This window comes from Pseudomonas sp. 5.2 (assembly GCF_059025405.1).
Genome location: NZ_JBYBHH010000007.1, coordinates 1 through 21,422, shown reverse-complemented (window position 1 = coordinate 21,422; position 21,422 = coordinate 1). Strand labels below are relative to the sequence as shown.

Annotated in this window: 17 protein-coding genes; 4 read left to right on the top strand and 13 right to left on the bottom strand. The window is 62.2% G+C overall.

Annotated elements, in window-relative coordinates:
• Positions 1-153 precede the first annotated feature (153 nt).
• Positions 154-414, top strand: a complete 261-nt coding sequence (locus AC5PZ0_RS12550) for a DUF1652 domain-containing protein (RefSeq protein ID WP_493855096.1) — start codon at positions 154-156, stop codon at positions 412-414.
• 20 nt (positions 415-434) lie between these two features.
• Here the strand turns inward: AC5PZ0_RS12550 and AC5PZ0_RS12545 are convergent, their stop codons facing one another.
• From AC5PZ0_RS12545 to pmrG, 13 genes are all read right to left on the bottom strand, one after another.
• Positions 435-1,049, bottom strand: a complete 615-nt coding sequence (locus tag AC5PZ0_RS12545; protein ID WP_027593366.1) for a Yip1 family protein — start codon at positions 1,047-1,049, stop codon at positions 435-437.
• 85 nt (positions 1,050-1,134) lie between these two features.
• Positions 1,135-1,422 (bottom strand): hypothetical protein, encoded by a 288-nt coding sequence (locus tag AC5PZ0_RS12540; protein WP_027593365.1) that lies wholly within the window; start codon positions 1,420-1,422, stop codon positions 1,135-1,137.
• A gap of 79 nt (positions 1,423-1,501) precedes the next feature.
• Entirely contained in the window at positions 1,502-2,146 is a 645-nt protein-coding gene (alkB, locus tag AC5PZ0_RS12535; RefSeq protein ID WP_493855095.1) for a DNA oxidative demethylase AlkB, read from the bottom strand.
• Positions 2,147-2,382: 236 nt separating this feature from the next.
• Positions 2,383-3,828, bottom strand: a complete 1,446-nt coding sequence (locus AC5PZ0_RS12530; RefSeq protein ID WP_238213878.1) for a curlin — start codon at positions 3,826-3,828, stop codon at positions 2,383-2,385.
• A 16-nt stretch (positions 3,829-3,844) separates the two neighbouring features.
• Positions 3,845-4,318 carry a curlin gene (locus tag AC5PZ0_RS12525; RefSeq protein ID WP_027593362.1) on the bottom strand — a complete coding sequence of 158 codons (474 nt, stop codon included), beginning with the start codon at positions 4,316-4,318 and terminating at the stop codon, positions 3,845-3,847.
• 16 nt (positions 4,319-4,334) lie between these two features.
• A complete protein-coding gene (locus AC5PZ0_RS12520) occupies positions 4,335-6,566 on the bottom strand; it encodes an Ig-like domain-containing protein (protein WP_493855094.1) in 2,232 nt (743 codons plus the stop codon).
• A gap of 32 nt (positions 6,567-6,598) precedes the next feature.
• A complete protein-coding gene (locus AC5PZ0_RS12515) occupies positions 6,599-7,927 on the bottom strand; it encodes a hypothetical protein (RefSeq protein WP_493855093.1) in 1,329 nt (442 codons plus the stop codon).
• Between the two features lie 224 nt (positions 7,928-8,151).
• Entirely contained in the window at positions 8,152-9,288 is a 1,137-nt protein-coding gene (locus AC5PZ0_RS12510) for a DUF6708 domain-containing protein (RefSeq protein WP_493855092.1), read from the bottom strand.
• A complete protein-coding gene (locus tag AC5PZ0_RS12505; RefSeq protein WP_493855091.1) occupies positions 9,289-11,940 on the bottom strand; it encodes a T6SS effector BTH_I2691 family protein in 2,652 nt (883 codons plus the stop codon).
• A gap of 11 nt (positions 11,941-11,951) precedes the next feature.
• Entirely contained in the window at positions 11,952-12,830 is an 879-nt protein-coding gene (locus tag AC5PZ0_RS12500; RefSeq protein ID WP_493855090.1) for a DUF4123 domain-containing protein, read from the bottom strand.
• Complete coding sequence (locus AC5PZ0_RS12495) at positions 12,830-14,989, bottom strand: type VI secretion system Vgr family protein (RefSeq protein WP_493855089.1); 2,160 nt, start codon at positions 14,987-14,989, stop codon at positions 12,830-12,832. The genes AC5PZ0_RS12500 and AC5PZ0_RS12495 overlap by 1 nt, the downstream gene beginning before the upstream one ends.
• A 470-nt stretch (positions 14,990-15,459) precedes the next feature.
• The gene (locus tag AC5PZ0_RS12490) at positions 15,460-16,338 is read right to left on the bottom strand and encodes a phosphatase PAP2 family protein (protein WP_493855088.1); all 879 of its coding nucleotides are present in this window, start codon (positions 16,336-16,338) and stop codon (positions 15,460-15,462) included.
• Between the two features lie 2 nt (positions 16,339-16,340).
• Positions 16,341-17,030: a lipopolysaccharide core heptose(II)-phosphate phosphatase PmrG gene (gene pmrG / locus AC5PZ0_RS12485; protein ID WP_493855087.1), complete on the bottom strand. Its 690-nt coding sequence runs from the start codon at positions 17,028-17,030 to the stop codon at positions 16,341-16,343.
• A gap of 314 nt (positions 17,031-17,344) precedes the next feature.
• Here pmrG and AC5PZ0_RS12480 point away from each other — a divergent pair, with 314 nt between their 5' ends.
• From AC5PZ0_RS12480 to AC5PZ0_RS12470, 3 genes are read left to right on the top strand one after another with little or no spacing between them, the layout of a single operon-like run.
• A complete protein-coding gene (locus AC5PZ0_RS12480; protein ID WP_493855086.1) occupies positions 17,345-18,085 on the top strand; it encodes a gluconate 2-dehydrogenase subunit 3 family protein in 741 nt (246 codons plus the stop codon).
• A 3-nt stretch (positions 18,086-18,088) separates the two neighbouring features.
• Positions 18,089-19,873 carry a GMC family oxidoreductase gene (locus AC5PZ0_RS12475; protein WP_099429256.1) on the top strand — a complete coding sequence of 595 codons (1,785 nt, stop codon included), beginning with the start codon at positions 18,089-18,091 and terminating at the stop codon, positions 19,871-19,873.
• A gap of 12 nt (positions 19,874-19,885) precedes the next feature.
• Positions 19,886-21,178, top strand: a complete 1,293-nt coding sequence (locus AC5PZ0_RS12470) for a c-type cytochrome (RefSeq protein WP_493855085.1) — start codon at positions 19,886-19,888, stop codon at positions 21,176-21,178.
• Positions 21,179-21,422: the final 244 nt, after the last annotated feature.

Here is a 21,422-nt window from a genome sequence, read left to right as displayed (position 1 = left end):
CTGCGATCTTCCACTAAGGTGCTAGATGATCCCGCGCACCATCATTGCTCCGGCGCATGGACGGCCGCCTGAGCATGCGCAATATCAATTGGCACCATGCCTGGCAAAGGCGTACCTAAACAACAGGCCATCCAGTACAGAGAGGGTCGTACAATGTCGTTGATAGGCGTTTCAATGCTAGAGATGCGGCAAATGATCGAGCAAGCCTGCCTGCCTGATCGCTGCGAGGTCAGTTGCGCGGATGGCGCCCACCTGACCATTCGCCTGGGCCAGGGGCAGCGCCTCGATGCGGGCGTTACCCTGACAGGCGTTGCGCTGCAGGACCTCAACAGTTGCCGCGACGTGGTGAACCTGGTTTCGCAGCTGCATGCGCTGCGTGACAAGCCGACCACGCCAATAAGGGCGATTGCCTGAGCCTGCACCTTGTGTCCCGGTCAGCCGAGGCTGGCCGGGCGCACATATTCCGGCATCAGGCCGTTGAACCAGAACAGGATCATCGACACCAGGATGGTCACCAGCACTAACAGCCCAACCCCCCACACACAGGCGGCGAACAGCATGGCCTGCTCCTTGCGTAACCGCAGAAACGTCTGCAGCCCGCCAAACAGCAGCACGCTGGCATAAGCCGAAGCAGCCAATAGCGCGGTCAGCGCCAGCCAGCGAATCGGCAGCAACCCAACCACCCCCGCGAAAAACCACGGCGTGGCGCAGTAAGCGGCAAAGCCGATGCATTGCTGCAGGCTGGGTTGCGCATCGAAGCCGCGTGACATCCAGCGGATCATCACGCCCATAATCATGACCCCGACCACTGTGGCTGCGTACAGCAGGCCTGCCAACTGCGCCGCGCTGCCAATGCTCAGGCGCACGCGTTCTTCGGCGGCCAGGCTCCAGCCGAACGTGGTGGTGCCGACAAACAGGCAAATGGCGGGGATCAGCGCCAGGGCTAGCAGCCGAGGCAGGTATTGCTGCGGATGGTCCTCTTCGGCGCGGCGTATCTCCATCCAGGCATCGGACGGGCGGGTAAAGAGCTTGAGCAGTGGACTGTTCATGACGGTCTCCAGGAGGCATGGGCTCTTTTCTATGGAGACGCGCAGTTGCGGGCAGGTTCAGCGCATTTGATCGCCGTTGATCACCTTATTGCAGCTCAAGCAGGAGGTTCAGCCCGCCATCGCCACATTTGCCCTGGTCACGCACCACCCCGCGGTAGGTGCGGCCATCCCAGACGAACGCCACGCTGTGGGCGCGATCGACCTTGTCGGGCAGCGGCGGGCAGATGTGCAAGCGCAGGGCAGGGCGGCCCTGCAGGTTGAGGGCAGCAAGTTGGCATTGGCATTCCACGCTCTGGGCGACCGGGCCGAACAACGTATCGCGTACGTAATCCAGCTGCACAAAGGTATTGGGTGCGCGGCCGGGCATTTTCATGGGCATGGGCTCCTTGTGAACGCTGACGCGGCTCCTCTTTAGAAGCCTTTCAGGCCCGGATGTTCAAGTTTTTACCTGATCAGCCTGCTTTGCGCAGGGTCAGGTTGATCCGCCGCTCGCCCATGCGCGGATGCACGCCGGGTTTGATGGGCAGCACGCCATGAAAGCGCAAGCGATCCTCACCGCCCCACACCAGCACATCGCCATGGCTCAACGGCACACGCTGGGTCTTGTCCGAACGCTGCAGCCCGCCCAGCAGGAACACTGCGGGCAAGCCCAGTGAAATCGACACGATCGGTTGGCTGAAGTCCTGCTCGTTACGGTCCTGGTGCAAGCTCAAACGGGTGCCTGGCAAGTAGTGGTTGACCAGGCAGGCGTCGGGCACGAAGTCGTCGAAACCGGCGACGGCCGCAGCGCGGTTTGCCAAGCTGAGCAGCACCGGCGGTAGCGCAGGCCAGGGTTGGCCACTCTGCGGGTCGGTCAGGGTGTAGCGGTAGCCGTGCTCGTCACTGACCCAACCCAGTGCCCCGCAATTGGTCAGTGCGACAGCCATGTGCAGGCCACCGGGCGTGTGCATGTGCCGGAACGGCGCGGCGCGCAGCACCGTGCGCAAAGCGTCTAGCAAGGCCTCGAGCTCGGCCAGGGCGAAGCCGGGCAGCAGCACGGTATGGCTGGCCAGGCGTTGCGGCTGGGGGCCGAACAGGTCGAGGTCGGACTGGATCATGGAAGCAGCACCAGGCTTACGGTGTTCCATTCTACCCCGGCTCATGCGCTCCCCGTGTAGGAGCAGCCTTGTGCTGCGAAGAGGCCGGTGATAGCAGCGCAAATTTACTGTGTTTTCACCGGCCTCTTCGCAGCACAAGGCTGCTCCTACAAAGGGCGGTGAGGTAGCAGGGAAACAATAAAAAAGGAACCGCGGCACCAGGGAGAGTGAGCACCGCGGTTCAAGGGGGGAGCAGGTTATTTTTGGGTCACAGTGGCCATGTTCGCGCTGCCCAGCTGGCTGATGGTGGCGGTTTGCGCCATGCCGCTCTGGTCGACGAACGCCTTGTTGCCCTGGCCACCCTGGGTCACGTAGGCGACGTTGATGCTGTCGGCCTGCTTGATGGTGGCCTCGTTGCCACTGCCGTAGAGCTGGTTGGTGTAGCTCTGGTTGCTATAGCCGGACTGGTCCAGGTTGATGACGTTGCCGGTGCCCTCGCTGCTGCCGAAGGCATAGTTGTCGGTACCGCGCTGGTCGGCGACCAGGATGTTGTCGGTGCCGTTCTGCTCGAAGAACAGTTCGTTGTTGCTGTCGGCCTGCTTGGTCTGCATCGCGTTGTTGTTGCCGGTCTGGTTCAGCGTGGCCAGGTGGTTGTCGCCGTTCTGCGTCAGGTTGACGCCGTTGCCGTTACCGTACTGGTTGATCACGGCCGTCTGGTTGACGCCGAACTGGCCGCCCATCTTGTCGCCTTTCCAGTTGCTGGCGGTGATCTTGTTGCCGTTGCCTTGGGTGGTCACGGTCAAGTTCAGGTTTTCGCCGTTCTGGTAGGTGTAGTGCAGGTTGTTGTTACCGGTCTGCGAAATGGTGGTGGTCGAGTTGTTGCTCTCGAACTGGTCCGACCAGCTGGCGTTGGCCTTGCCTTTTTGCGTGAGGGTGGCCTTGTTGGCGTCGCCGAAGCTTTGGTCGATGTAGCCTTCGTTGAGCTGGCCGGTCTGGGTGACGTTGGCCTGGCTGCCGACTTGCGTGTCTTGCCAGACCTCCACCGAGTTGCCGGTACCGGTCTGGCTGAGGCCGATGGTGCCACCCTCGCCGTCGCGCTGGTCGCCGTAAGCCCAGTTTTCCTTGCCGTCCTGGTAGATCTGGATGTTGCCGTCGTTATGCGTCAGGTGCTCGGCGGCGGCGTAGTTGTCGGCGCCTGCCTGGATGATCATGCTCTGGTTATTGCTGCCGCCGAAGGTCTGCTCGACGAAGGCTTCGTTGCGCTGGCCGGACTGCTGGGTGGTGGCCTGGCTGCCCAGCTGGCTGTCCTGCCACACGGTCGAGCGGTTTTCAGTGCCTTGCTGGGTCTGCAGCGACTGGTTGTTCTCGCCCAGCGACTGGCTGGCGAAGGCATCGTTATAGCTGCCGCCGGCCTGCTGGGTGATCTGGCTGCCATTTTCGAACAACTGCTCGGCGTAGCCTGCGTTGTACGAGCCGGTGGCGCTTTGTTGGATATCGCTGGTGCTGTTGGCCTGCACCGCCAGGTGATTGTGGCCCTTGCCGGTCTGCGACTGGGTGGCCGAGGCGAACGGCGCGAGGGTCTGGGTCACTTCGGCAATGTTTTCCTTGCCGTCTTGAGTTTGGGTCGAGGTGCTGTCGGCAGCCATGACCTGGCCTGCAAGGGCGAGGACGATAGCGGCACTGAGGGGAGCGAGCTTGAACATGGTGGTGCCTCCAGGTCTATCGGTATTGGGTGATCTGAACATGCTGGCCATTGCCGGCTTGGGTCACGGAGCTGTTGAGGCCCGTGCCGGACTGCACGATGTTGGCGCTGTTGTTGTTGCCGATCTGGTCGATGGCAGCGCTGTTGCTGCTGCCGCTCTGGCGGATCGACGCGCTGTTGCCATATCCCTGCTGGCTGATGCTGGCCATCAGGTCACTACCTTCTTGCAGGATGTACGCCTCTTGCGCGCCCCCGGCCTGGACGATGCGGCCCAGCAGGGCCTGGCCGTTCTGGTCGAGGGCGGCGCGGTTGCCCGTGCCTTGCTGCTCGATCACCGCTGCCTGGCCGGCGCCGACCGGTAACAGGCGGATGATCACCGGGTCACCGAGGTCATTGCCGGCCGCAAGGTCGGCGTTGTCCATCAGGTCCTCGGCCCAGCTGGCCTGGCCCGCCAGGGCCAGGCAGAGCAACAGTGGATACAGGCATTTCATGGCGTTCTCCCGCCTTCTACTGCACGACGACGTTGACGGTGCGTGTGGTCCCTGGGCTGGTGGTGATGGTCGCCGTCGGCGCGGCGGTCGGGATCACCGTGGTGCTGTTGCTGACCGCCAGGCGCCAGCGCCCGGTGACCGGTACGGTAGTGGTGCCCAGGGTTTGCACGCCGGTGGTGGTGGTGACACGTACGGTCACAACGTTGCCGGTGGTCACCGACGAGGTGCCGCTGATGTCCCAGTTGTACCGGTTGTTGGAGCGTGCCGTGACCGTGGCTGCGGTGACCGCAAAGGTCTCGGCGGCTGGGCGTGGCGACACGTTGACCGTGACGGTGCCGGCGTTGGACAGCGCCCCCAGCGAGTCACGCACCTGGTAGGTGAAGGTGGTGGTAAAGGCCGCCGTCACCGTGGCCGGTGGGGTGTAGGTCACCGTCGTGCCATCGGTGCTGACGCCTCCTCGGCCGGCAGCGGGTTGCGTGACGGCGGCAACGGTCAACGGCAGGTTGCCTTCCGGATCGGTGTCGTTGGCCAGCACGTTGATGGTCAGCGGCACGCCCAGGGTGGCGACTGTTTCCGGGTTGGCCGTCGGCGCCTGGTTGGGCGCAACGTTGATGGTCACCGTGGCCGGTTCCGACTTCAGGCCTTTGGCATCCACCGCCCGGTAGTTGAAGGTGGCCACCAGCGGTTGCGTGGCACCGGCGGGTGGGGTGTAGGTGACCGAGGTGGTGCCGTTGAGCACGACGCCGCCAAGGCCGGTACCCGGTTGGGTCAGGTCGCTGATGGCCAGCGGTACGTTGCCGTCCGGGTCGCTGTCGTTCAGCAGCAGGTTGAGGGTCAGCGGGATGCCGACACTGGTGCTGCCGACATCGGCCTGGGCCAGCGGCGGTTGGTTGGCCGCCTCGACCGGCGCATTGCCGACCACGATCACCGGTTCCACATCGCTGCCGCCATGGGCCGACTTGACTGTGACAGTGGCCGGCGGCTGTGCCAGGTCATTCACGGTCAGGCTCTGCAACGTGCCCGATTTGGACATCCGGCCATAGCCTTGGGCGAGCATGTCGGGGATGGCCACTTCGTCGCTGGAGCGGGCCTCGATGAACAGGCGCTTGTTGGCCCAGTCGTAGCGTGCGGTGCTGACCTTGACCACGTCAGTCAGCTTGCTCGACAGTGCGGTCGGCTGGGTGCCGGCAGTGCTGTTGCTGGCAGTCACCACCACCACGGCGGGCGGCACGGCCTGGCCGAACTGCTGGCTGAAGAACAGCCCGTTGTTGTCTGTCAGCAGGTTGAACTGGCAAGGCGAAGGCGGCGTGCCGATCAGTGCCAGGCCATTGCGCATGCACAGACTAGCGTCATGCGGCGCCTTGGCGAACACCTCCACACGGGTGCCGGAGCCGTTGCGCGAGTAGGTGGCGCGCTCCAGGGTCACTGGCGTTTGCGCACGCTGGTCGAGCACCTTGCCAGACACCGTGAACAGCGACGTTTCGATGCGCCCGGGCGGGCCGTCGATACGGATGAAGTTGGTGTTGAACGGGCTGCCGACCACGGTCTCGGGCCTGTTCGGGTCACCAATGAAGGTGTCGGTGGCGCCGGTGTCTGGGTTGACCTCCAGGTACGGCCCGCCAGCGCCTCTTAGCCATGGGCCAAGCGCGCCGTTGAGCGCACCGGTGAAGTTACCGGGGGCACCGATGCCGATGTCACGGGTGATGTTGATCGCGCGCCGGCCAGGGGTGGTGACGTTGACCGTCTCGACACCGTAGGGGTGGGTAATGGTGTAGACACCGGCCCGGGGTACCGAGACGCGGATGCGGATGCGGGCAAAGCTCTGCTGGTCGCCATCCACCGGGTTTTCAGCGGCAAAGGCGGCCTCAAGGCCGGCGACATAGGCGTCCAGCTCATAACCGCTGTTGCCCACCGCCGGGATGGTGGCTTCGGCCAGGAACCAGAACATCTCGGGTGGCCAGTTGTCGGGGAACACCAGGGGCAAGGCGTCGTCGTAGATGCCCGGCTCCGGCAACAAGGTACACATGTAGGACGGTGCACCCGGCGCGCCGGCAACCCGCGAACTGGTGGCGCGTGACTGGCACAGCTCAAGCGACAGGTCGTTGCCGTCCTTGTACCACATCGGGTAGCCGCCGGTGGCGAAGGTGTAGGGCCCGGGGTCGACATCGGACAGCGCGGCGAAGGCAGCGCTGGTGACAGTGAGAGAGAAACCGGCGGCGAACAGCGCACGGCGTGGCCAAGTGTTCATGCTGCCTCCTTGAGGGCTGAGCCTTTGTCTGTTCATGGCACCAGCACCACGTCTTCGCTGTCGCTACCGCCATTGGCGCTGGTGACTTGCACCTTGGCCGGTGGGATGGGCGAAAGGGATGTGCTCAATGTCTTCACCGCGCCGTTGCCACTGAGGTTGCCCAGCAACGTGCCGTTGCCGGTGTGGGCGGTGAGGGCGGGCGGGCTGGTTTCGTCACTGGTGCTGGCGACCAGCGTCAGTTGCCCGGTGGACAGGTGGTATTCAGCCTGAGTGATGGTCACCAGGTCGGTCAGTGGCAGGTTGGCCGTGGACAGGCTGCTGGTCGGGATGGCCACGCTGTTGTCGGCGGTCAGTACCAGCGTGGTGGGCACATTCGGGTTGAGTACCGACTGGGCGTACCAGGCACCGGTGCCGTTGGCTTCGGTCAGGTTCAGGTTTGGTGTCTGGCTGGTCAGGATGACGGCGGCCGGTGGCGGCGGGGCCATGACGAAGACATCTTGCTGGGCGTGCAGGTCGCCATTCTCGGTGCGCCGCGAGTAGGTGGTGCGCTGCGGCATCAGCGGCGTGGGCAGGGCAACATCGGAAAGCTTGCCCGAGATCGAGAACAGCTCGGTCCGCAGGTCGATGCCCCCCGGGCCTTCGATGCGCACAAAGTTGGTGTTGAACGGGCTTCCGGTCACACGCTCATCCAGGTTCGGGTCGCCGATGAAGCGCTCGCTGCCTTCGGTGTAGGGGCCATTGACGCTGCGCAGGAACGGCCCGACATCGCCTTTGAGTGCGCCGCTGAAGTCGCCAGCGCCAGCGATGCCAATGTCGCGGGTCATGTTGATCGCCCGGCGCCCACCGGCCGGTACGTCAAAGACTTCGACGCCGTAGGGATGGGTGACCACGTAGGTGCCTGCGGTCGGCACATCGACGCGAATACGCACCCGGGCGAAGCTGACCTGGTCGCCTTCGACCGGCTCTTCGGCGGCAAATGCTGCCTCGATGGCCGTGCCGTAGCTCAGGTCGATGCCTCGTGCAGCGTCGACGATGGCGGCGTCGGCGGTGAACCAGAAGGCTTCGTCAGGGAAATTGGTGGGGAAGGCGATGGGTTGGGTGTCGTCGAACACGCCGGGGGTGGGTAGCAGTGTGCACATGTACGCCGGCGCGCCGGGAGCACCGGCGACCCTTGAACTCACCGCTTTGGTCAAGCACAGGTCGAGGGTGCGACCATGACTGTCCTGGTACCAGCCTGCAAAGTTGCCATTGGCAAGGTTGTAGGGGCCGGGGTCGACAGCGTTCAATGCAGCCTGTGCCGGGATCTGGAGCATGCCGGCGAAAATCGCCACTGCCAGCGGGTGGGGTATCGGTCGGAGCATGAGTCAATTCCTCCTGCAAACGGGCCCATGGACTTGGGGCGTCTAGGAGGAGATCGGCAATAGGCGTGCCAAACCGAAATAAATGACTCGCAGGCGTTGTACAACGGGGGATACGGCCGTTTCGTGGGTTTCTTTTACGCTGCTTGCCAATGGGCCCGGTACCCCCAGCATTGGGGAATTGGGTCGGTGGTTGCGACCCACTCGCGTGCCTGTGCAGCCCGCTTTTATGTCGGTGTTTTTCGCGATTTGGAGGTGCGCGGTTTCCGTGGTTTTTTCTCGGGGCGCTTGCCGGGTTTTAGCTGCCAACGGTCGGCATTGGCGAGTAGGCGTTCCTGGATGTCGGGCGGGTAGTCACCCAAGGTGGTGGGTGGAGGCACTGGTTTGCCGGGCAAGCCGGCCTCGCGAATCACCTTCGGCCAGCGTGGTCGCCAGCACAGGAGCAGGCTGACCCAGTGCGCGGAGCCGACAATGACGAAAGCGGGCCAGACCATGAGCAGGGCGAGTTTGAACAGCCAGCTGCTTTTGCGGAAGAAACGGCCGAGGCCTTCGAATTGGGCGCTGAATGCCTGAATGGGCGAGGGTAACTGGGTACTCAGACGGGGGCGGGGGACGGCGTGTGGGCCTTCTTCCATGTAGCGGCGGATGAACTCCCATTCGTCGCGGAGCTCGCTGCCGCCTTGGCCTTGCTTGCCGACGAAGGCCATTTCCATGTGGGGGAGGCCGGTATGGCTCGGGTGCCAGACCAAGCCGAGTCTCATGCCGAGACTGAGTGAGTCATCCTCAGGAGATACAGCGGTGCTTCCGGTGGTTTTCCATGGAAACGTCGCGATACCCCCGCAGTATGCAGGTCGATGAAGATGAACCTGTTGAGTTTTTCGATTGAAGCGGATAAGCAGGTGTCGACTGGTGAGTATTTCTAGACGTGTAAAGCGGAATCCATATTTAGCATAAATATAGTAAAACCCACAGCCTATGGACAGCATGTATGTGCTGAATAAAATAGAGAACACTGAAAGGAACTCAGCTTGGGTGGCGTTGATGTAAATGGAGCCAAAGGTTATATGCAGCCATGCGTAGGTCATTGGGCCTAGGCCTCCGAGAGTCATCATTGTGATTACTCCACGTTTCTCTTCCGAGCCGCCACAGCGCATATCCATGTAGGTGTCATTGAACGCAAATACGGGGCCGCGCGAATGCGGAGTAGTACTCACCGATTTGAAATGAACACCCTCCCGTAAGTCACCCTCGTACAGATCACAAGCTAGATGCTTATGGGGTGGTACTGTCTCGGCATCAGCTGCCGTGCGCGCAGCTTTTGACTCAGTGCATGTCTTCCAGAATCCCCATTCAATCAGGTACATTTACAGCACCTCTCTGAATGCGGAGTGCAGTTTCGCCAATTCTTCATCAGCATAAGGTTTTGATCGTTTATCGATGCGATAACTACTACGTTTGCACCATTTCTCTAGCGCGTCATCTTCCAGTAAAAATATGATTATCGTTAATGCTAGCCCTATCCAGAAAGTGCCAAGAACTAGGCGAGCCATTAGTATGCGAGCCGCGGGGGTGCCTAATGCTCTTGAAACGGTGCTCATTGAATGGCCGAGCGCTCTGAGAATTGGGTGTCTGCTGCTGTGCGCCAAGCGCTCGAAAAAGGGATGGGCCAGCGCAACGGCAGTCCCAAGCTCTGCTAGAGATAGGACCACAGTCGCTATCGCACGCGTGAAGTAGGCTCCGCTCAATGACCACGATTTTATTGAGGTACTATTTTCGGTAAAGTTCTGTACTCCATCTACAAAGTCCCACCACGCCAGCACCCCCCCGCCGATACTGGCCAAACTACCCCCCCAAAGTTTCAACCTCCCCAAGGTCGCCGCCGCCCCTCTCCCGGTCACGCTATTCGCGCCATACCGCGTCACAACTTGGTCCACATAACTGGCGCCAATCTCGAAGCCCGCCGCAGCCGTAGTCATGGCCGCTGCAAAGAGTTCGGTCTTCACCCGTGCATCACTGTCAGGCAGTTCGCGCGCCTTGAAGGCCATCAGCATGCCTTCGAGCAAACACACCAGGCCTGCAGCACGCACCTTGTAGAAGTCGCTGTTGTTGGCCTGCATCAGGCCTTCGGCCCAGGCCTGGTCCAGATAGCGTGCAACCTGGGCACCACTGCGCTGTGGGTTCAAGGGCTGCCCACTACGAGCCGCTTCGCCCAGGCGTATGTCGACAGCCGTTTCATGCACTGAGGCAAACAATGTCAGGCGCAGGCCTTGGTGCAGCGCGCGGTCCACACTGCTGGGTGCCCCCGTACGCAGTACTTGGCGCCCCAGCGCGACGTACCAGGCATACAAGCCGATGCTGGCGGTACTGTTTCTGCTTTGTAGCTCCTCGTACAGCGTGTTGATGCGCCCGAAGGCATTCGCCGCGATGTGCGCCTGCCGGGCGAGCGACTCACGTAACGTGAAAGAGGTCTCTGAGGCCGGCTCGGCCTTGGCCGCTTCCAGAAGCGCGGCAAGCGCTTCGCGGATGTCATCCTGGTTGTAGCTGATGCCGCGCATTGCCAGATTGCTCCGATGCGCCACATCGCTGCGCCACCAGTGGTCCAGTACTGTCGCGCCCCACTCGCTGAGCTCCATGCCGATTACGCACTGGCCGGTTTGCTCGGCAAAGGCCAAGCCATTGATCAGGTCGGCATTGTCGTAACGGTCCAGGGCCTGCAGCAGGCGTTCGCTGAGGAGCCATCGGGTATGGTCTTTGGCGCGGTCTTCTGCAGCTTGCTGGGCTTGTTGCATCGCTTGCTCGAAGCCTGCGAGCTGATCGTGCATGGCTTGGCGGTCGACCAGATGGCCGTACTTCTGGTCAAACTTCTTGCTGAATTCGCCAGCATCCTGGCGGGCCTGAACCTTGGCCCGGACTTCGCGTTCGTACTGCGCCAGATGAGGTTTCATCCGGGCGTCATGTGCATCGGCCTGCTGGCGAGCGTGGTCGGTGAACCCATAGAAGTCCACAGGCGTCACCGGCTGCTTGCGCACGGCCTCGGCCATGACCTCACGCTTGACGATGCGCTCGGCCATCATCTGCGGGTAGAGCTTCTCGATCTCCAGAAACGACTGCGCAACAAGCAGTTTGCGCTCATTGTCCACGCCGGGTTCCACAACGCGCTGTAGCCAGTGGGTCTTCACCTCGTCGACGGCTGCATTGCGCCAGGCATTGAGCTCTTGGGTAATGCCGAGGGCATCCTCGATCACGATAGCGGCGCCGCGCGGCTTGGTTTGATTCATGGGCGGTGCCAGGGCTTGCCGTGAAGCGTGCGGGGATACGATCTGAGCGTTGTTGAACGGCTGCAGGTCGAGCAGGGCCTGCAGGTCTGCGTCGTCCTGGGCCTTGAAGTCGGCTACCCAGTTCAGTTGGTCGTGCTTGAGCACGTGGGGCTGTGGCGACGCGTCAGAGGGTTGAATGAACCCTGCGATATCGATCGCGGGCAGGCTGCTGCGGTACTCATCTTCGAGCAGGCGGTAGTTGTCGAGCATGCGTGGCGTGAGCGGGGAGGGGCTGAACAACGGGCGCAGCTCCTGGATGTCGTCCAGGTCGTAGAGCGTGATGGTCCAGCCGAAAGCGCGGATGATGTCCTCCAGGTTGCCTGCGCTGGGGGCAGGCTCCCATGGGGCGTCGGCGCTGATGTACAACAGTGAGCCATTCGGCGCCACGCGGTACTGGCTGTGCCATTCGTGCGCCGGTGCGCTGTGGCGTTTGATCAGCAGGTAAAGAAAGCCTTCGCGCAGCGGGCGGATGGCGTAGCTGGAGTGGGTCAGTGCAGCCACCTCCTGAAAGGGGCTGAGGTAGCCCGGCAACTTGGGCAAGCGGGCGCGTTGTGCCGGGTTGCCGCCAACGGCGGCATAGCGCAAGGGCAGCAGTTCGAAGCGGCGGGTGCAGTCCGCGACGGGGCTGTTGCGTAGCGCGGGGCGGTAGCCGGTTGTGATACGTCTGCACAGGTCGAGCGTGTCGGTGAGCGAATCCATGGGCGTGTGTTTTAGTCCTTTGTGCGCAGGCGTCGCTGCACGTTGTCGATAAGGGCGGTGTGCTGTTCGCGGGTGGCGATGATTGCCTCTTGCCAGGCCGGTGAGGTGTTGAGCTGATCACCGTCGCGAGCCATCATCAGTACATAGGTGATGAGGTCCTCCTCACGGGCCAGGCCTTGCTCGCGTGCCTGGTCGAGGTAATGCTGGATCAGGCCGACGCGCGTGCCGTGGCAGGCACCCGTCAAGGCTGGGCAGTGCTGAACGTCCTTCAGTACCTCGGCAAGCTGGTAGCTCAGCGGGTCGCCGGCCAATGCTGCCCAGCAATCTTCGTCCAGTGTGATCGGCGTGACGTGCGCAGCGTGAGGTTGGTCGCCGCCCGCTATTTGCAACCACAGCGTTTTGTGTGGATGTGCTACAGGTGCCCACCAGTGATAGATGGGCGCCAACCATTCGCTCACCCCAGGCAAGTGACGGTGGCTATCGAGCGCTTGCAGTGCAGCAGCGGTGTGGTAACGCAGAAGGTACGAATGGCCATCTGCGCCTGTGACGATGTTGGCCTGGCTCAAATGCAGCGCGAGTTCGGCAGGTGGCAATGCGCTGATTATCCAGCCACATACCGCGCCCTCTGCACCTTGTTCGAGCTGCCATTTAAAGTCGTACTGGGCTGAAACATCGGAGCCGGGACGCGAGCCGAACAGCCAGGGGCCCACTGCCCGCAAATTGCTGAATTGGGCTTGCTGCAACAGTGGCCAGCAGCGCTGCGAGTAATACTCGAGCAGGTTGTCCCGAGCCTTCGGTGAAAGATCGGCCATTTCCACAACCGCGCTCAGGCGGTACCGGTCGGATACTCGCAGGGCCTTGACCAGTGCTCTGACGAATGGGCTGGGCATCAGTGTGCTCCCGCCATACGGATCATGGTGTGGCCGTTTGTGATCGCTTTCAGCAAACAACTGAGGCAAACGGGCTCGCCGGGCTCAGGAATGCCAGCGGTCGAGGTTGTGCGTTGGCTGCCCTTTGCCTGCTGGTGGATCGGCCCTTTGAAGGCCACTGCCACACCGTCCAGCGTGACACCGGCCCCATCGATTCGCAGCAGCCCGCCTGGGCTCCGGATCGTCAGGCTCTCGCTGACCTGTATGTCATAAACCTTGGTGGTGTGCCGGATGGCTTCGCCGGTCTGTAACACGTGATGACCGCCCACCACTTGTTCGAGGTGGCCACCAATTTCTACCGTGTGGTTGGCTTTGGTAATGTCCTGGCGCTGGTTGCCAACCGTCTCGATGCGGTCCTGGCCGGTGACGATCGTGTGCGTCCGGCCAATTGTCAGGCTGTTGTCATTGCCGATGTCGTGAATCCGATTTTGGCCGATGCTGACGGACTCGTCCCGGCCGACGTCTTCCCGGCGGTCCTGGCCAATCGAAACCGTTTCGTCACGCTCGACCCGCTCGGCGCGATCGTTGCCGACCTGCGTCGTTTCGTTATGCTTTACAACGTTGTTCTGGTCCCTTTCTGCATGGATGAACACCTCCTGGCGACCCAGTTCGTCCTCGAAACGCAGTTCGTTGAAGCCATCGCCCTTGTGGGTCTGGCTCTTGATGGTCATGCGCGTCTTGTGCTCGGGCAGGTCGTACGGGGGCAGCTGATTGCCGCAATAGGTGCGGCCGGTGATCATCGGCTGGTCCGGGTCGGCGTTGACGTACTGGATGATCACGTCCTGGCCAATACGCGGGATGGCCATCGAGCCCCAGCTGCCACCGGCCCAGCCTTGCGACACCCGCACCCAGCAGGAGCTGAATTCATTGTTTTCGCTCTCCCTGTCCCAAGGGAAGCTGACCTTGACCCGGCCCCATTGGTCGCAATAAATCTCCTCGCCAATTGGGCCGACGACGGTGGCCATGTGCGGGCCGTCGATGCGTGGCTTGGCCAACGGCGCCGGGCGCCACTCGGTTTTGCCTGGCACCAGCACGGCGTCTTGCGTGTAGCGCGTGCCTTGCCTGGCGCTGGCGGCTTCTTCCTGCAGGCTGGTGAACTGGGTACCTTCGTGGTGCACGTTGACCACACGCCAGTGATCGTTCAAGTCTGGCCGCGGGTGCCCGATCAGGGTGAAGCTCAGCCCCGGTTGCAGGCGCATGTCATCGCCTTGCACTTCGGCAATGCGGGCATCATGGCGCAGCGCGGTGATCCGGGTGGCGGTGAAGGGCACGCCGACCGCATCACGCTTGTAGCGGCCGGGGTAGTCGAAGCGCTCGTACGCGGTGGATTGGTGCGTCAGGCCACTCGCGTCTGCGCGGTGTTCCTGGCGGTATTCCGGGTTGGTGAACGTATAGTCGCGTTGCACCTGTCGTGCAGTGCGCACCTGCTCGCTATAGCGTAGGCGGCGTAGACAAGGCTTTGCCTGAGCGCCGCCGCTATTGGCGTGGTACAGCACTAAGTTGGGGTCGATGTCATCGTCATCACCGGTCTTGTTGCCACCCTGGCTAATCTGACCCAGCGAAAGCAACCGATCAGTAATGACCAGCATGTGGTGTTTGGGTGTGTGCTCGAAGCGGTAGATAAAGCCTTCTTCGGCGGCGAGGCGGGCGATGAAGTCCAGGTCGGTTTCACCGGCCTGCACGCAGAACTCCCGTACCGCATGTTCACCGCAGCTGTGCAGCTCAAAATGAAGGATGCCTTGGCGCTTGAGCATGAGCTCAAGAATCTGCGGGGCGGTTTTGTTCTGGAAGATGCGCCAGTTCGAGCGCAGCCCGGCACGCGCCAGCGTGGGTTCGACCAAGGCGCGGTAGCGCGTCCGGTGAATGCTTGTCTCACCTTGGCTGAAGGTGCTGACCAGGCCGTGTATGTAGCGCAGTGGCTGGTCTCCCCGCCAGAGGGTGAACAGCACCGGTTTGTCGAGCAGCTGGCCAAAATCGACATCGTCTTGGTAACTGACCAGCTCCAGGTTTAACTGGAAGGGTGTGCTGATCGCTTCGTCGAGCTCGAACGAAACCACTTCAAACTCAACCTGGCCAACCAGCGGCTGGAAGGTGAAGCGCAAATCGGATTGGCTAGGCATGCGGATTCCCCCAAAAGTGCCTGAGTACGGTCATGACGAGCACTTGCCCGCTACTGCTGCAAGATGACGTTGAGCGACTCGAGAACTTCGGCGGGGATGACGGAGAGTACCTGCGGGCTCCAGGGTATTGCCGACAGCTTGCGCAGTGGGGGGGCTTTCACGTGATGGACGGCTATGCGACGGCTGCTCCCCACGCGCGTCTTCAAGCAGGATTGGCTGGTTGGTGGGCACTGTTTTACCAGTGCCATCGGGCTCACTGAACATTCCTGGTCCTCGTGTTTGGGCAGGCAGCGTATGCACTGGGCATGGGCCGACCGTGTGGCCAGACACAAGCATTTAGCTGAAGCCTGAACACTAACGAGGAATCAATTCATGGGTGAGTACTGAGCGTCCTATAAACGTGTAGGAAAGTTCGATTTCTATTCTTTTAAGAAACAATTGGTTGCAGGTAAACAAGGCGAAGGGTGTGTTCAAGCATCTCGATTCGGCTCTTGCTCGGCGCAACGCTGGGCTTGCAAGGGTATTGAGCTGATCGAATGAACTGGGGAACAATGCCTTGCAGGGTTGTGATTTGGCGCCTGCAGGGCCAGGCGCCCATAGAACAGCAAGGCAGTGGCCCAGGTGGTGAACCAGACGAACAGCCCTGCCCAGAAGGTGTGGGACATGTAGTGCCAGCCTTGCAGCACGCGGGTGGTGCCGTAGACGAACCCCAGCAACAGGATCGCCACCAGCAGCTTGCGCGCATGCATCCAGCGGTGGCGTAGCGCTACGAAGTACAGGGCCAGCAAGGTGAAACCACTGGACGCATGACCGCCTGGCCAGCATCGGCCATCGCCGGCCTTGTCCAGCCAGGTGAAGTGCTCGAACCACTCGACCCGCGCCTGCTGGCCGCCGTACAGCGTCGTTTCCACCGGGCAGTACACGCTGGTATGGCTTTTCAGGTAGTGGATGACCGTGGTGCACAGCGCGAACGCGACCACCACGAACAACAAGTCGCGACGGTGGTGGGTCGTGAAGCGCAATACCGGCGCGATTCGGGCGGTTTCCAGCCACCGCGTAAGGCCACATTGCGGGTGATTGGCCAGGCGCGGCCAGGCGAACGACAGCAGCGAGCCGATCACGGCCAGTTCACCGGTCCAGTTCGGTAAAACCCGTGGCCACTTGTGGGTGACCTTTTCGAACCATTGATTGTGCAACAGCGGAAACTGGCCGGTGGCCGGGTCGATCAGCAGGTTGCTGATCCAGCGGTCGAGTTCGGTCAGGTCGAAGGCGACGAAGACGATGCCCGCCAGCAGCAGCGGTAGCAGCAGGTTGTTGCGGTAGAAGGCGGCGCGTGAAGGTACAGGCATGGTCAGATTTCCCGGGCATCAGCGAGTTTGCGCCACTGGCTGGCATCCATCTGGCCCAGCACGCGGGCCTTGCCATCTTCGCCCTGGGTGATGAACAGCGCGCTGGCATAGCGGTTGGAATCCGCGTCAGTGTCGACGTTGAGCTGGCGCTCCACCTGCTCCAGGCAGCCACTGTGGCTGACCAGCACCAGGTTGCGGCCGGGTTGCTTATGGGCGAAGGCATTGCTGGCGAAGGTGTGGTCACACTGGTTGAGCCAGTCCTGGGTGGTGATGGCCTTGCCGAACATGAACTGCGCGGTCTGCCGAGTGCGCACTTCCGGGCTGGCCCACACATCGGCGCTGAGCAGGCCAAGGCGTTGCAGGCCTTGGCCGACGTCGGCGGCTACCCGGCTGCCCGCCAAGGTAATACCGGTGGGGTCGTCCAGGCAGGCACCGCGGGAGCGGTCGCAGCGTTCGGCGTGACGAATAACCACAATGACTGAGCCCTTGGACCAGGCGCTGTGCAAGCCGCTGCTGTGCAGCGTATGCGGGTTGCCAAGGTCTGCAAGGGCGGGGCGTGCGGTTGCCCAGGCAGCGAGAGCCACCAGCGCGAGCGATACGCACAGCGCCACCAGCAGCGCTTTGGCGCGGGGCAATCGGTAGGGCCGGGCGAGTTTAAGGGCCGGCGGGGTGTCGATGACGCCATGCAGCATGCTGTCACTCCAGTGAGCACGGGCAACGGATGCGAACCTGAGGCTCGGATCCTTTGAGAGTGCGCGCACTTTAGGCAGGCGGATGTCAGCAGTAAGTGAGGCAGATGTGAAAATTGTCTTGCTGGGTATGCCCATGCCGGCGGCTTAGCGCTTACGGAGCATCAAAAAAGTCAAGAATGAAACCGGTTTCAAAACATTTCTGAACGCGCTAGATTATTCGGCTGTCTTCTACACGCGCCCGCTTGCGCGAGTACCCCATTGAAAAATCAGATGGCGCAAACCAAGGCCGCCCCTACCGCTGATGAGGATTTGAAATGCCTGAGCATGCCCCAGACAATCCGCGCCGGGAATTCCTGCGCAAGACCTTGACCTTGATACCGGTCGCCACCGTGGCCAGCACCGGGCTGGGCCTGGGTGCCAGCCAACTGCTCGCCGAAACTGTGCGTGAGCCTAAGGTGCCTGTCGCTGCGCCTGCGGGCGATTATCAGCCAACCTTTTTCACCGCCGAAGAATGGGCCTTCGTGCAAGCGGCCGTGGCCCGCATCATCCCTGCGGACGAACTGGGCCCAGGTGCGCTCGAAGCGGGTGCCGCCGAGTTCATCGACCGCCAGATGAATACCCCCTATGCCACTGGCGCCCAGTGGTACATGCAGGGGCCGTTCAACGCCGACGCCCCACCAGAATTGGGTTACCAACTGCAACTCAGCCCGCAACAGATCTACCGGCTAGGCATCGCCGCCGTGGACGGCTGGTGCAAAGCCAACTCGGGCCAAGTGTTTGCTGCGCAAGATAGCGCTACCCGAGACCGCATTCTCGCCAAGGTCGAAGCCGGTGAGCTGGTGTTCGACGCGCTGCCGGCCAAGCTGTTTTTCAGCTTGCTGGTACAGAACACTCGCGAGGGGTTCTTCTGCGACCCGATTCACGGTGGCAACAAAGGCATGGTGGGCTGGACCCAGATCGGCTTCCCCGGTGCACGGGCAGACTTCATGGACTGGGTCGAGCGCAACGAGCCTTACCCGTTCCCGGCAGTGTCGATCCGTGGCGAGAGGGCCTGAAGCATGGCGAATGTGTTGAAGAAAGTAGACGCCGTGATCGTGGGCTTCGGCTGGGCCGGCGCGATCATGGCCAAGGAATTGACCGAGGCGGGGCTGCAGGTGGTCGCCCTGGAGCGCGGGCCAATGCAGGACACCTACCCTGAGGGCAGCTACCCGCAGGTGATCGATGAGCTGACCTACAGCGTGCGCAAGAAGCTGTTCGTCGATGTATCGAAAGAGACCGTCACTATCCGTCACAGCGTCAACGACGTTGCGTTGCCCAACCGTCAGTTGGGCGCCTTCTTGCCAGGCAAGGGCGTGGGCGGCGCGGGCTTGCATTGGTCCGGCGTGCATTTTCGGGTAGACCCGATCGAGCTGCGCATGCGCAGCCATTACGAAGAACGCTACGGCAAGGCGTTCATCCCTGAAGGCATGACCATCCAGGACTTCGGCGTCACCTACCAGGAGCTTGAGCCGTACTTCGATTTTGCCGAGAAGGTGTTCGGCACCTCGGGCCAGGCCTGGACCGTGAACGGCGCGGTGGTGGGTGAAGGGAAGGGCGGCAACCCCTATGCGCCTGATCGCTCCAACCCGTTCCCGCTGCCTGCACAAAAAAATGTGGTGTCGGCAAAACTGTTCGAGAAGGCCGCCACCAGCCTCGGCTACAAGCCGTACAACCTGCCTTCGGCCAACACGTCGGGCCCTTACACCAACCCGTACGGCGCGCAGATGGGGCCGTGCAACTTCTGCGGCTTCTGCAGCGGCTATGTGTGCTACATGTACTCCAAAGCCTCGCCCAACGTGAACATCCTGCCCGCGCTGCGCCAGGTGCCGAACTTCGAGCTGCGCGCCAATGCCCATGTGCTGCGCGTGAACCTGGATGACAGCAAGCGCAAAGCCACGGGCGTGACCTACATCGACGCCCAAGGCCGAGAGGTGGAGCAACCGGCGGACCTGGTGATTCTCGCAGCCTTCCAGTTCAACAACGTGCGCCTGATGCTGCTGTCCGGCATCGGCAAGCCTTATGACCCGGTCAAGAACGAAGGCGTTGTCGGGCGCAACTTCGCGTACCAGAACATGGGCACGGTCAAGGCGTTCTTCGACAAGGACACCTACACCAACAACTTCATCGGTGCTGGCGGTAACGGCATTGCGATCGATGATTTCAACGCTGACAACTTCGATCACGGCCCGCACGGTTTTGTCGGTGGTTCACCCATGTGGGTCAACCAGGCGGGCAGCCGCCCGATCGCCGGTATCGCCAACCCGCCCGGCACGCCCACCTGGGGTAGCGCCTGGAAAAAGGCCACGGCCGACTACTACACCCACCAGGTTTCGATGGACGCGCATGGCGCGCACCAGTCGTACCGTGGCAACTACCTGGACCTGGACCCGACCTACCGGGACGCCTTTGGCCAGCCGTTGCTGCGCATGACCTTCGACTGGCAGGAAAACGATATCAAGATGAACCAGTTCATGGTCGACAAGCTCAGCAAGATCGCCCAGGCGATGAACCCGAAGTCCATTGCTGTGTTGGGCAAAAAGGTCAAGGAACACTTCAACACTGCCAGCTACCAGACCACCCACCTCAACGGTGGCGCAATCATGGGCACTGACCCCAAGACCAGTGCGCTTAACCGCTATCTGCAGAGCTGGGACGTCCACAACGTTTTCGTCCCGGGGGCGTCGGCATTCCCGCAGGGGTTGGGTTACAACCCGACCGGTTTGGTCGCGGCATTGACGTACTGGTCTGCACGGGCGATCCGTGAGCAGTACCTGAAAAACCCTGGCCCACTGGTTCAGGCTTGAGGAGCGATGAGCATGAAGACACTGTTGATCGCCACCATCCTGTGCGGTGCAAGCCTTTCAGCCCAGGCGGACAGCGCGCTGGTCAAGCAAGGCGAGTACCTGGCGCGCGCGGGCGACTGCGTGGCCTGCCACACGGCCAAAGGCGGCAAGCCATTCGCCGGCGGGCTGCCCATGGAAACCCCCATCGGCACGGTGTACTCGACCAATATCACCCCTGATGCCAGCGGCATCGGCAACTACAGCTTCGAAGACTTCGACCAGGCCGTGCGCCATGGCGTCGGCAAGGACGGCAGCACGCTGTACCCGGCCATGCCGTATCCCTCGTATGCACGCGTCAGCGATGACGACATGCGCGCGTTGTATGCCTACTTCATGCAGGGCGTCGAGCCGGTGGCGCAGCCGAACAAGGCGACGGACATCCCCTGGCCGTTGAGCATGCGCTGGCCGTTGGCGATCTGGCGGGGGTTGTTCGCGCCGCAGGTGAAGGCCTGGCAGGCCTCGGCTGCCACCGACCCGGTCGTCAACCGCGGTGCTTATCTGGTCGAAGGGCTGGGGCACTGTGGCGCATGCCATACCCCGCGCGCCCTGACCATGCAGGAAAAGGCACTGAGCCCGCAGGATGGCGAGCAGTTTCTGGCAGGCAGCGCCCCGCTTGAAGGCTGGATTGCCAAGAGCCTGCGCGGTGATCACAAGGATGGCCTGGGCAGCTGGAGCGAAGCGCAGCTGGTGCAGTTTCTCAAGACCGGCCGAAGCGACCGCAGTGCGGTGTTCGGTGGCATGAGCGATGTGGTCGAGCACAGCATGCAGTACATGAGCGAGGCTGACCTGACGGCCATTGCCCGGTACCTGAAAACGCTGCCGCCCAGCAACCCCGATGACCAGCCGCATGCGTATGACAAGCAGGTCGCCGAGGCGCTGTGGAACGGCGATGACAGCAAGCGCGGGGCGTCGGTATACATCGACAACTGTGCCGCGTGCCACCGCACCGATGGCCATGGCTACAGCCGGGTGTTCCCGGCATTGGCCGGCAACCCAGTGGTGCAGACCGCCGATGCTACCTCGCTGATCCATGTGGTGCTGGCCGGTGGCACGGTGCCTGCGACGCACACCGCCCCATCGAACTTCACCATGCCGGCGTTTGGCTGGCGCCTGAGCGATCAGGAGGTCGCTGATGTGGTGAGCTTCATTCGCACCAGCTGGGGCAACCAGGGCGGGGCGGTGAAGGCGGGCGATGTCGCCAAGCTGCGCACGGATGACCTGAAACACACCTCTGGGGATGACCTTGGGCAGGTAACGACCCACTAGTACTGCGCAAAATTCAAGGCTTGCACGCCCCCTGTAGGAGCAGCCTTGTGCTGCGAAGAGGCCGGTCCGACCACAGAAATTCGTGGCGGGTACTGGCCTCTTCGCAGCACAAGGCTGCTCCTACCTTCGCGCCAGCTGGGGCAAAGGCGGACGATGTCGTGAAACACACCTCTGGGGATGACCTTGGGCAGGTAACGACCCACTAGTACTGCGCAAAATTCAGCACTTGCACGCCCCCTGGAGC

Bases quoted from the DNA above. Each gene is read 5' to 3' on its own strand.
- AC5PZ0_RS12550 (WP_493855096.1), top strand. From the start codon at position 154: ATGTCGTTGATAGGCGTTTCAATGCTAGAGATGCGGCAAATGATCGAG.
- AC5PZ0_RS12545 (WP_027593366.1), bottom strand. From the start codon at position 1,049: ATGAACAGTCCACTGCTCAAGCTCTTTACCCGCCCGTCCGATGCCTGG.
- AC5PZ0_RS12540 (WP_027593365.1), bottom strand. From the start codon at position 1,422: ATGAAAATGCCCGGCCGCGCACCCAATACCTTTGTGCAGCTGGATTAC.
- alkB (WP_493855095.1), bottom strand. From the start codon at position 2,146: ATGATCCAGTCCGACCTCGACCTGTTCGGCCCCCAGCCGCAACGCCTG.
- AC5PZ0_RS12530 (WP_238213878.1), bottom strand. From the start codon at position 3,828: ATGTTCAAGCTCGCTCCCCTCAGTGCCGCTATCGTCCTCGCCCTTGCA.
- AC5PZ0_RS12525 (WP_027593362.1), bottom strand. From the start codon at position 4,318: ATGAAATGCCTGTATCCACTGTTGCTCTGCCTGGCCCTGGCGGGCCAG.
- AC5PZ0_RS12520 (WP_493855094.1), bottom strand. From the start codon at position 6,566: ATGAACACTTGGCCACGCCGTGCGCTGTTCGCCGCCGGTTTCTCTCTC.
- AC5PZ0_RS12515 (WP_493855093.1), bottom strand. From the start codon at position 7,927: ATGCTCCGACCGATACCCCACCCGCTGGCAGTGGCGATTTTCGCCGGC.
- AC5PZ0_RS12510 (WP_493855092.1), bottom strand. From the start codon at position 9,288: ATGTACCTGATTGAATGGGGATTCTGGAAGACATGCACTGAGTCAAAA.
- AC5PZ0_RS12505 (WP_493855091.1), bottom strand. From the start codon at position 11,940: ATGGATTCGCTCACCGACACGCTCGACCTGTGCAGACGTATCACAACC.
- AC5PZ0_RS12500 (WP_493855090.1), bottom strand. From the start codon at position 12,830: ATGCCCAGCCCATTCGTCAGAGCACTGGTCAAGGCCCTGCGAGTATCC.
- AC5PZ0_RS12495 (WP_493855089.1), bottom strand. From the start codon at position 14,989: ATGCCTAGCCAATCCGATTTGCGCTTCACCTTCCAGCCGCTGGTTGGC.
- AC5PZ0_RS12490 (WP_493855088.1), bottom strand. From the start codon at position 16,338: ATGCCTGTACCTTCACGCGCCGCCTTCTACCGCAACAACCTGCTGCTA.
- pmrG (WP_493855087.1), bottom strand. From the start codon at position 17,030: ATGCTGCATGGCGTCATCGACACCCCGCCGGCCCTTAAACTCGCCCGG.
- AC5PZ0_RS12480 (WP_493855086.1), top strand. From the start codon at position 17,345: ATGCCTGAGCATGCCCCAGACAATCCGCGCCGGGAATTCCTGCGCAAG.
- AC5PZ0_RS12475 (WP_099429256.1), top strand. From the start codon at position 18,089: ATGGCGAATGTGTTGAAGAAAGTAGACGCCGTGATCGTGGGCTTCGGC.
- AC5PZ0_RS12470 (WP_493855085.1), top strand. From the start codon at position 19,886: ATGAAGACACTGTTGATCGCCACCATCCTGTGCGGTGCAAGCCTTTCA.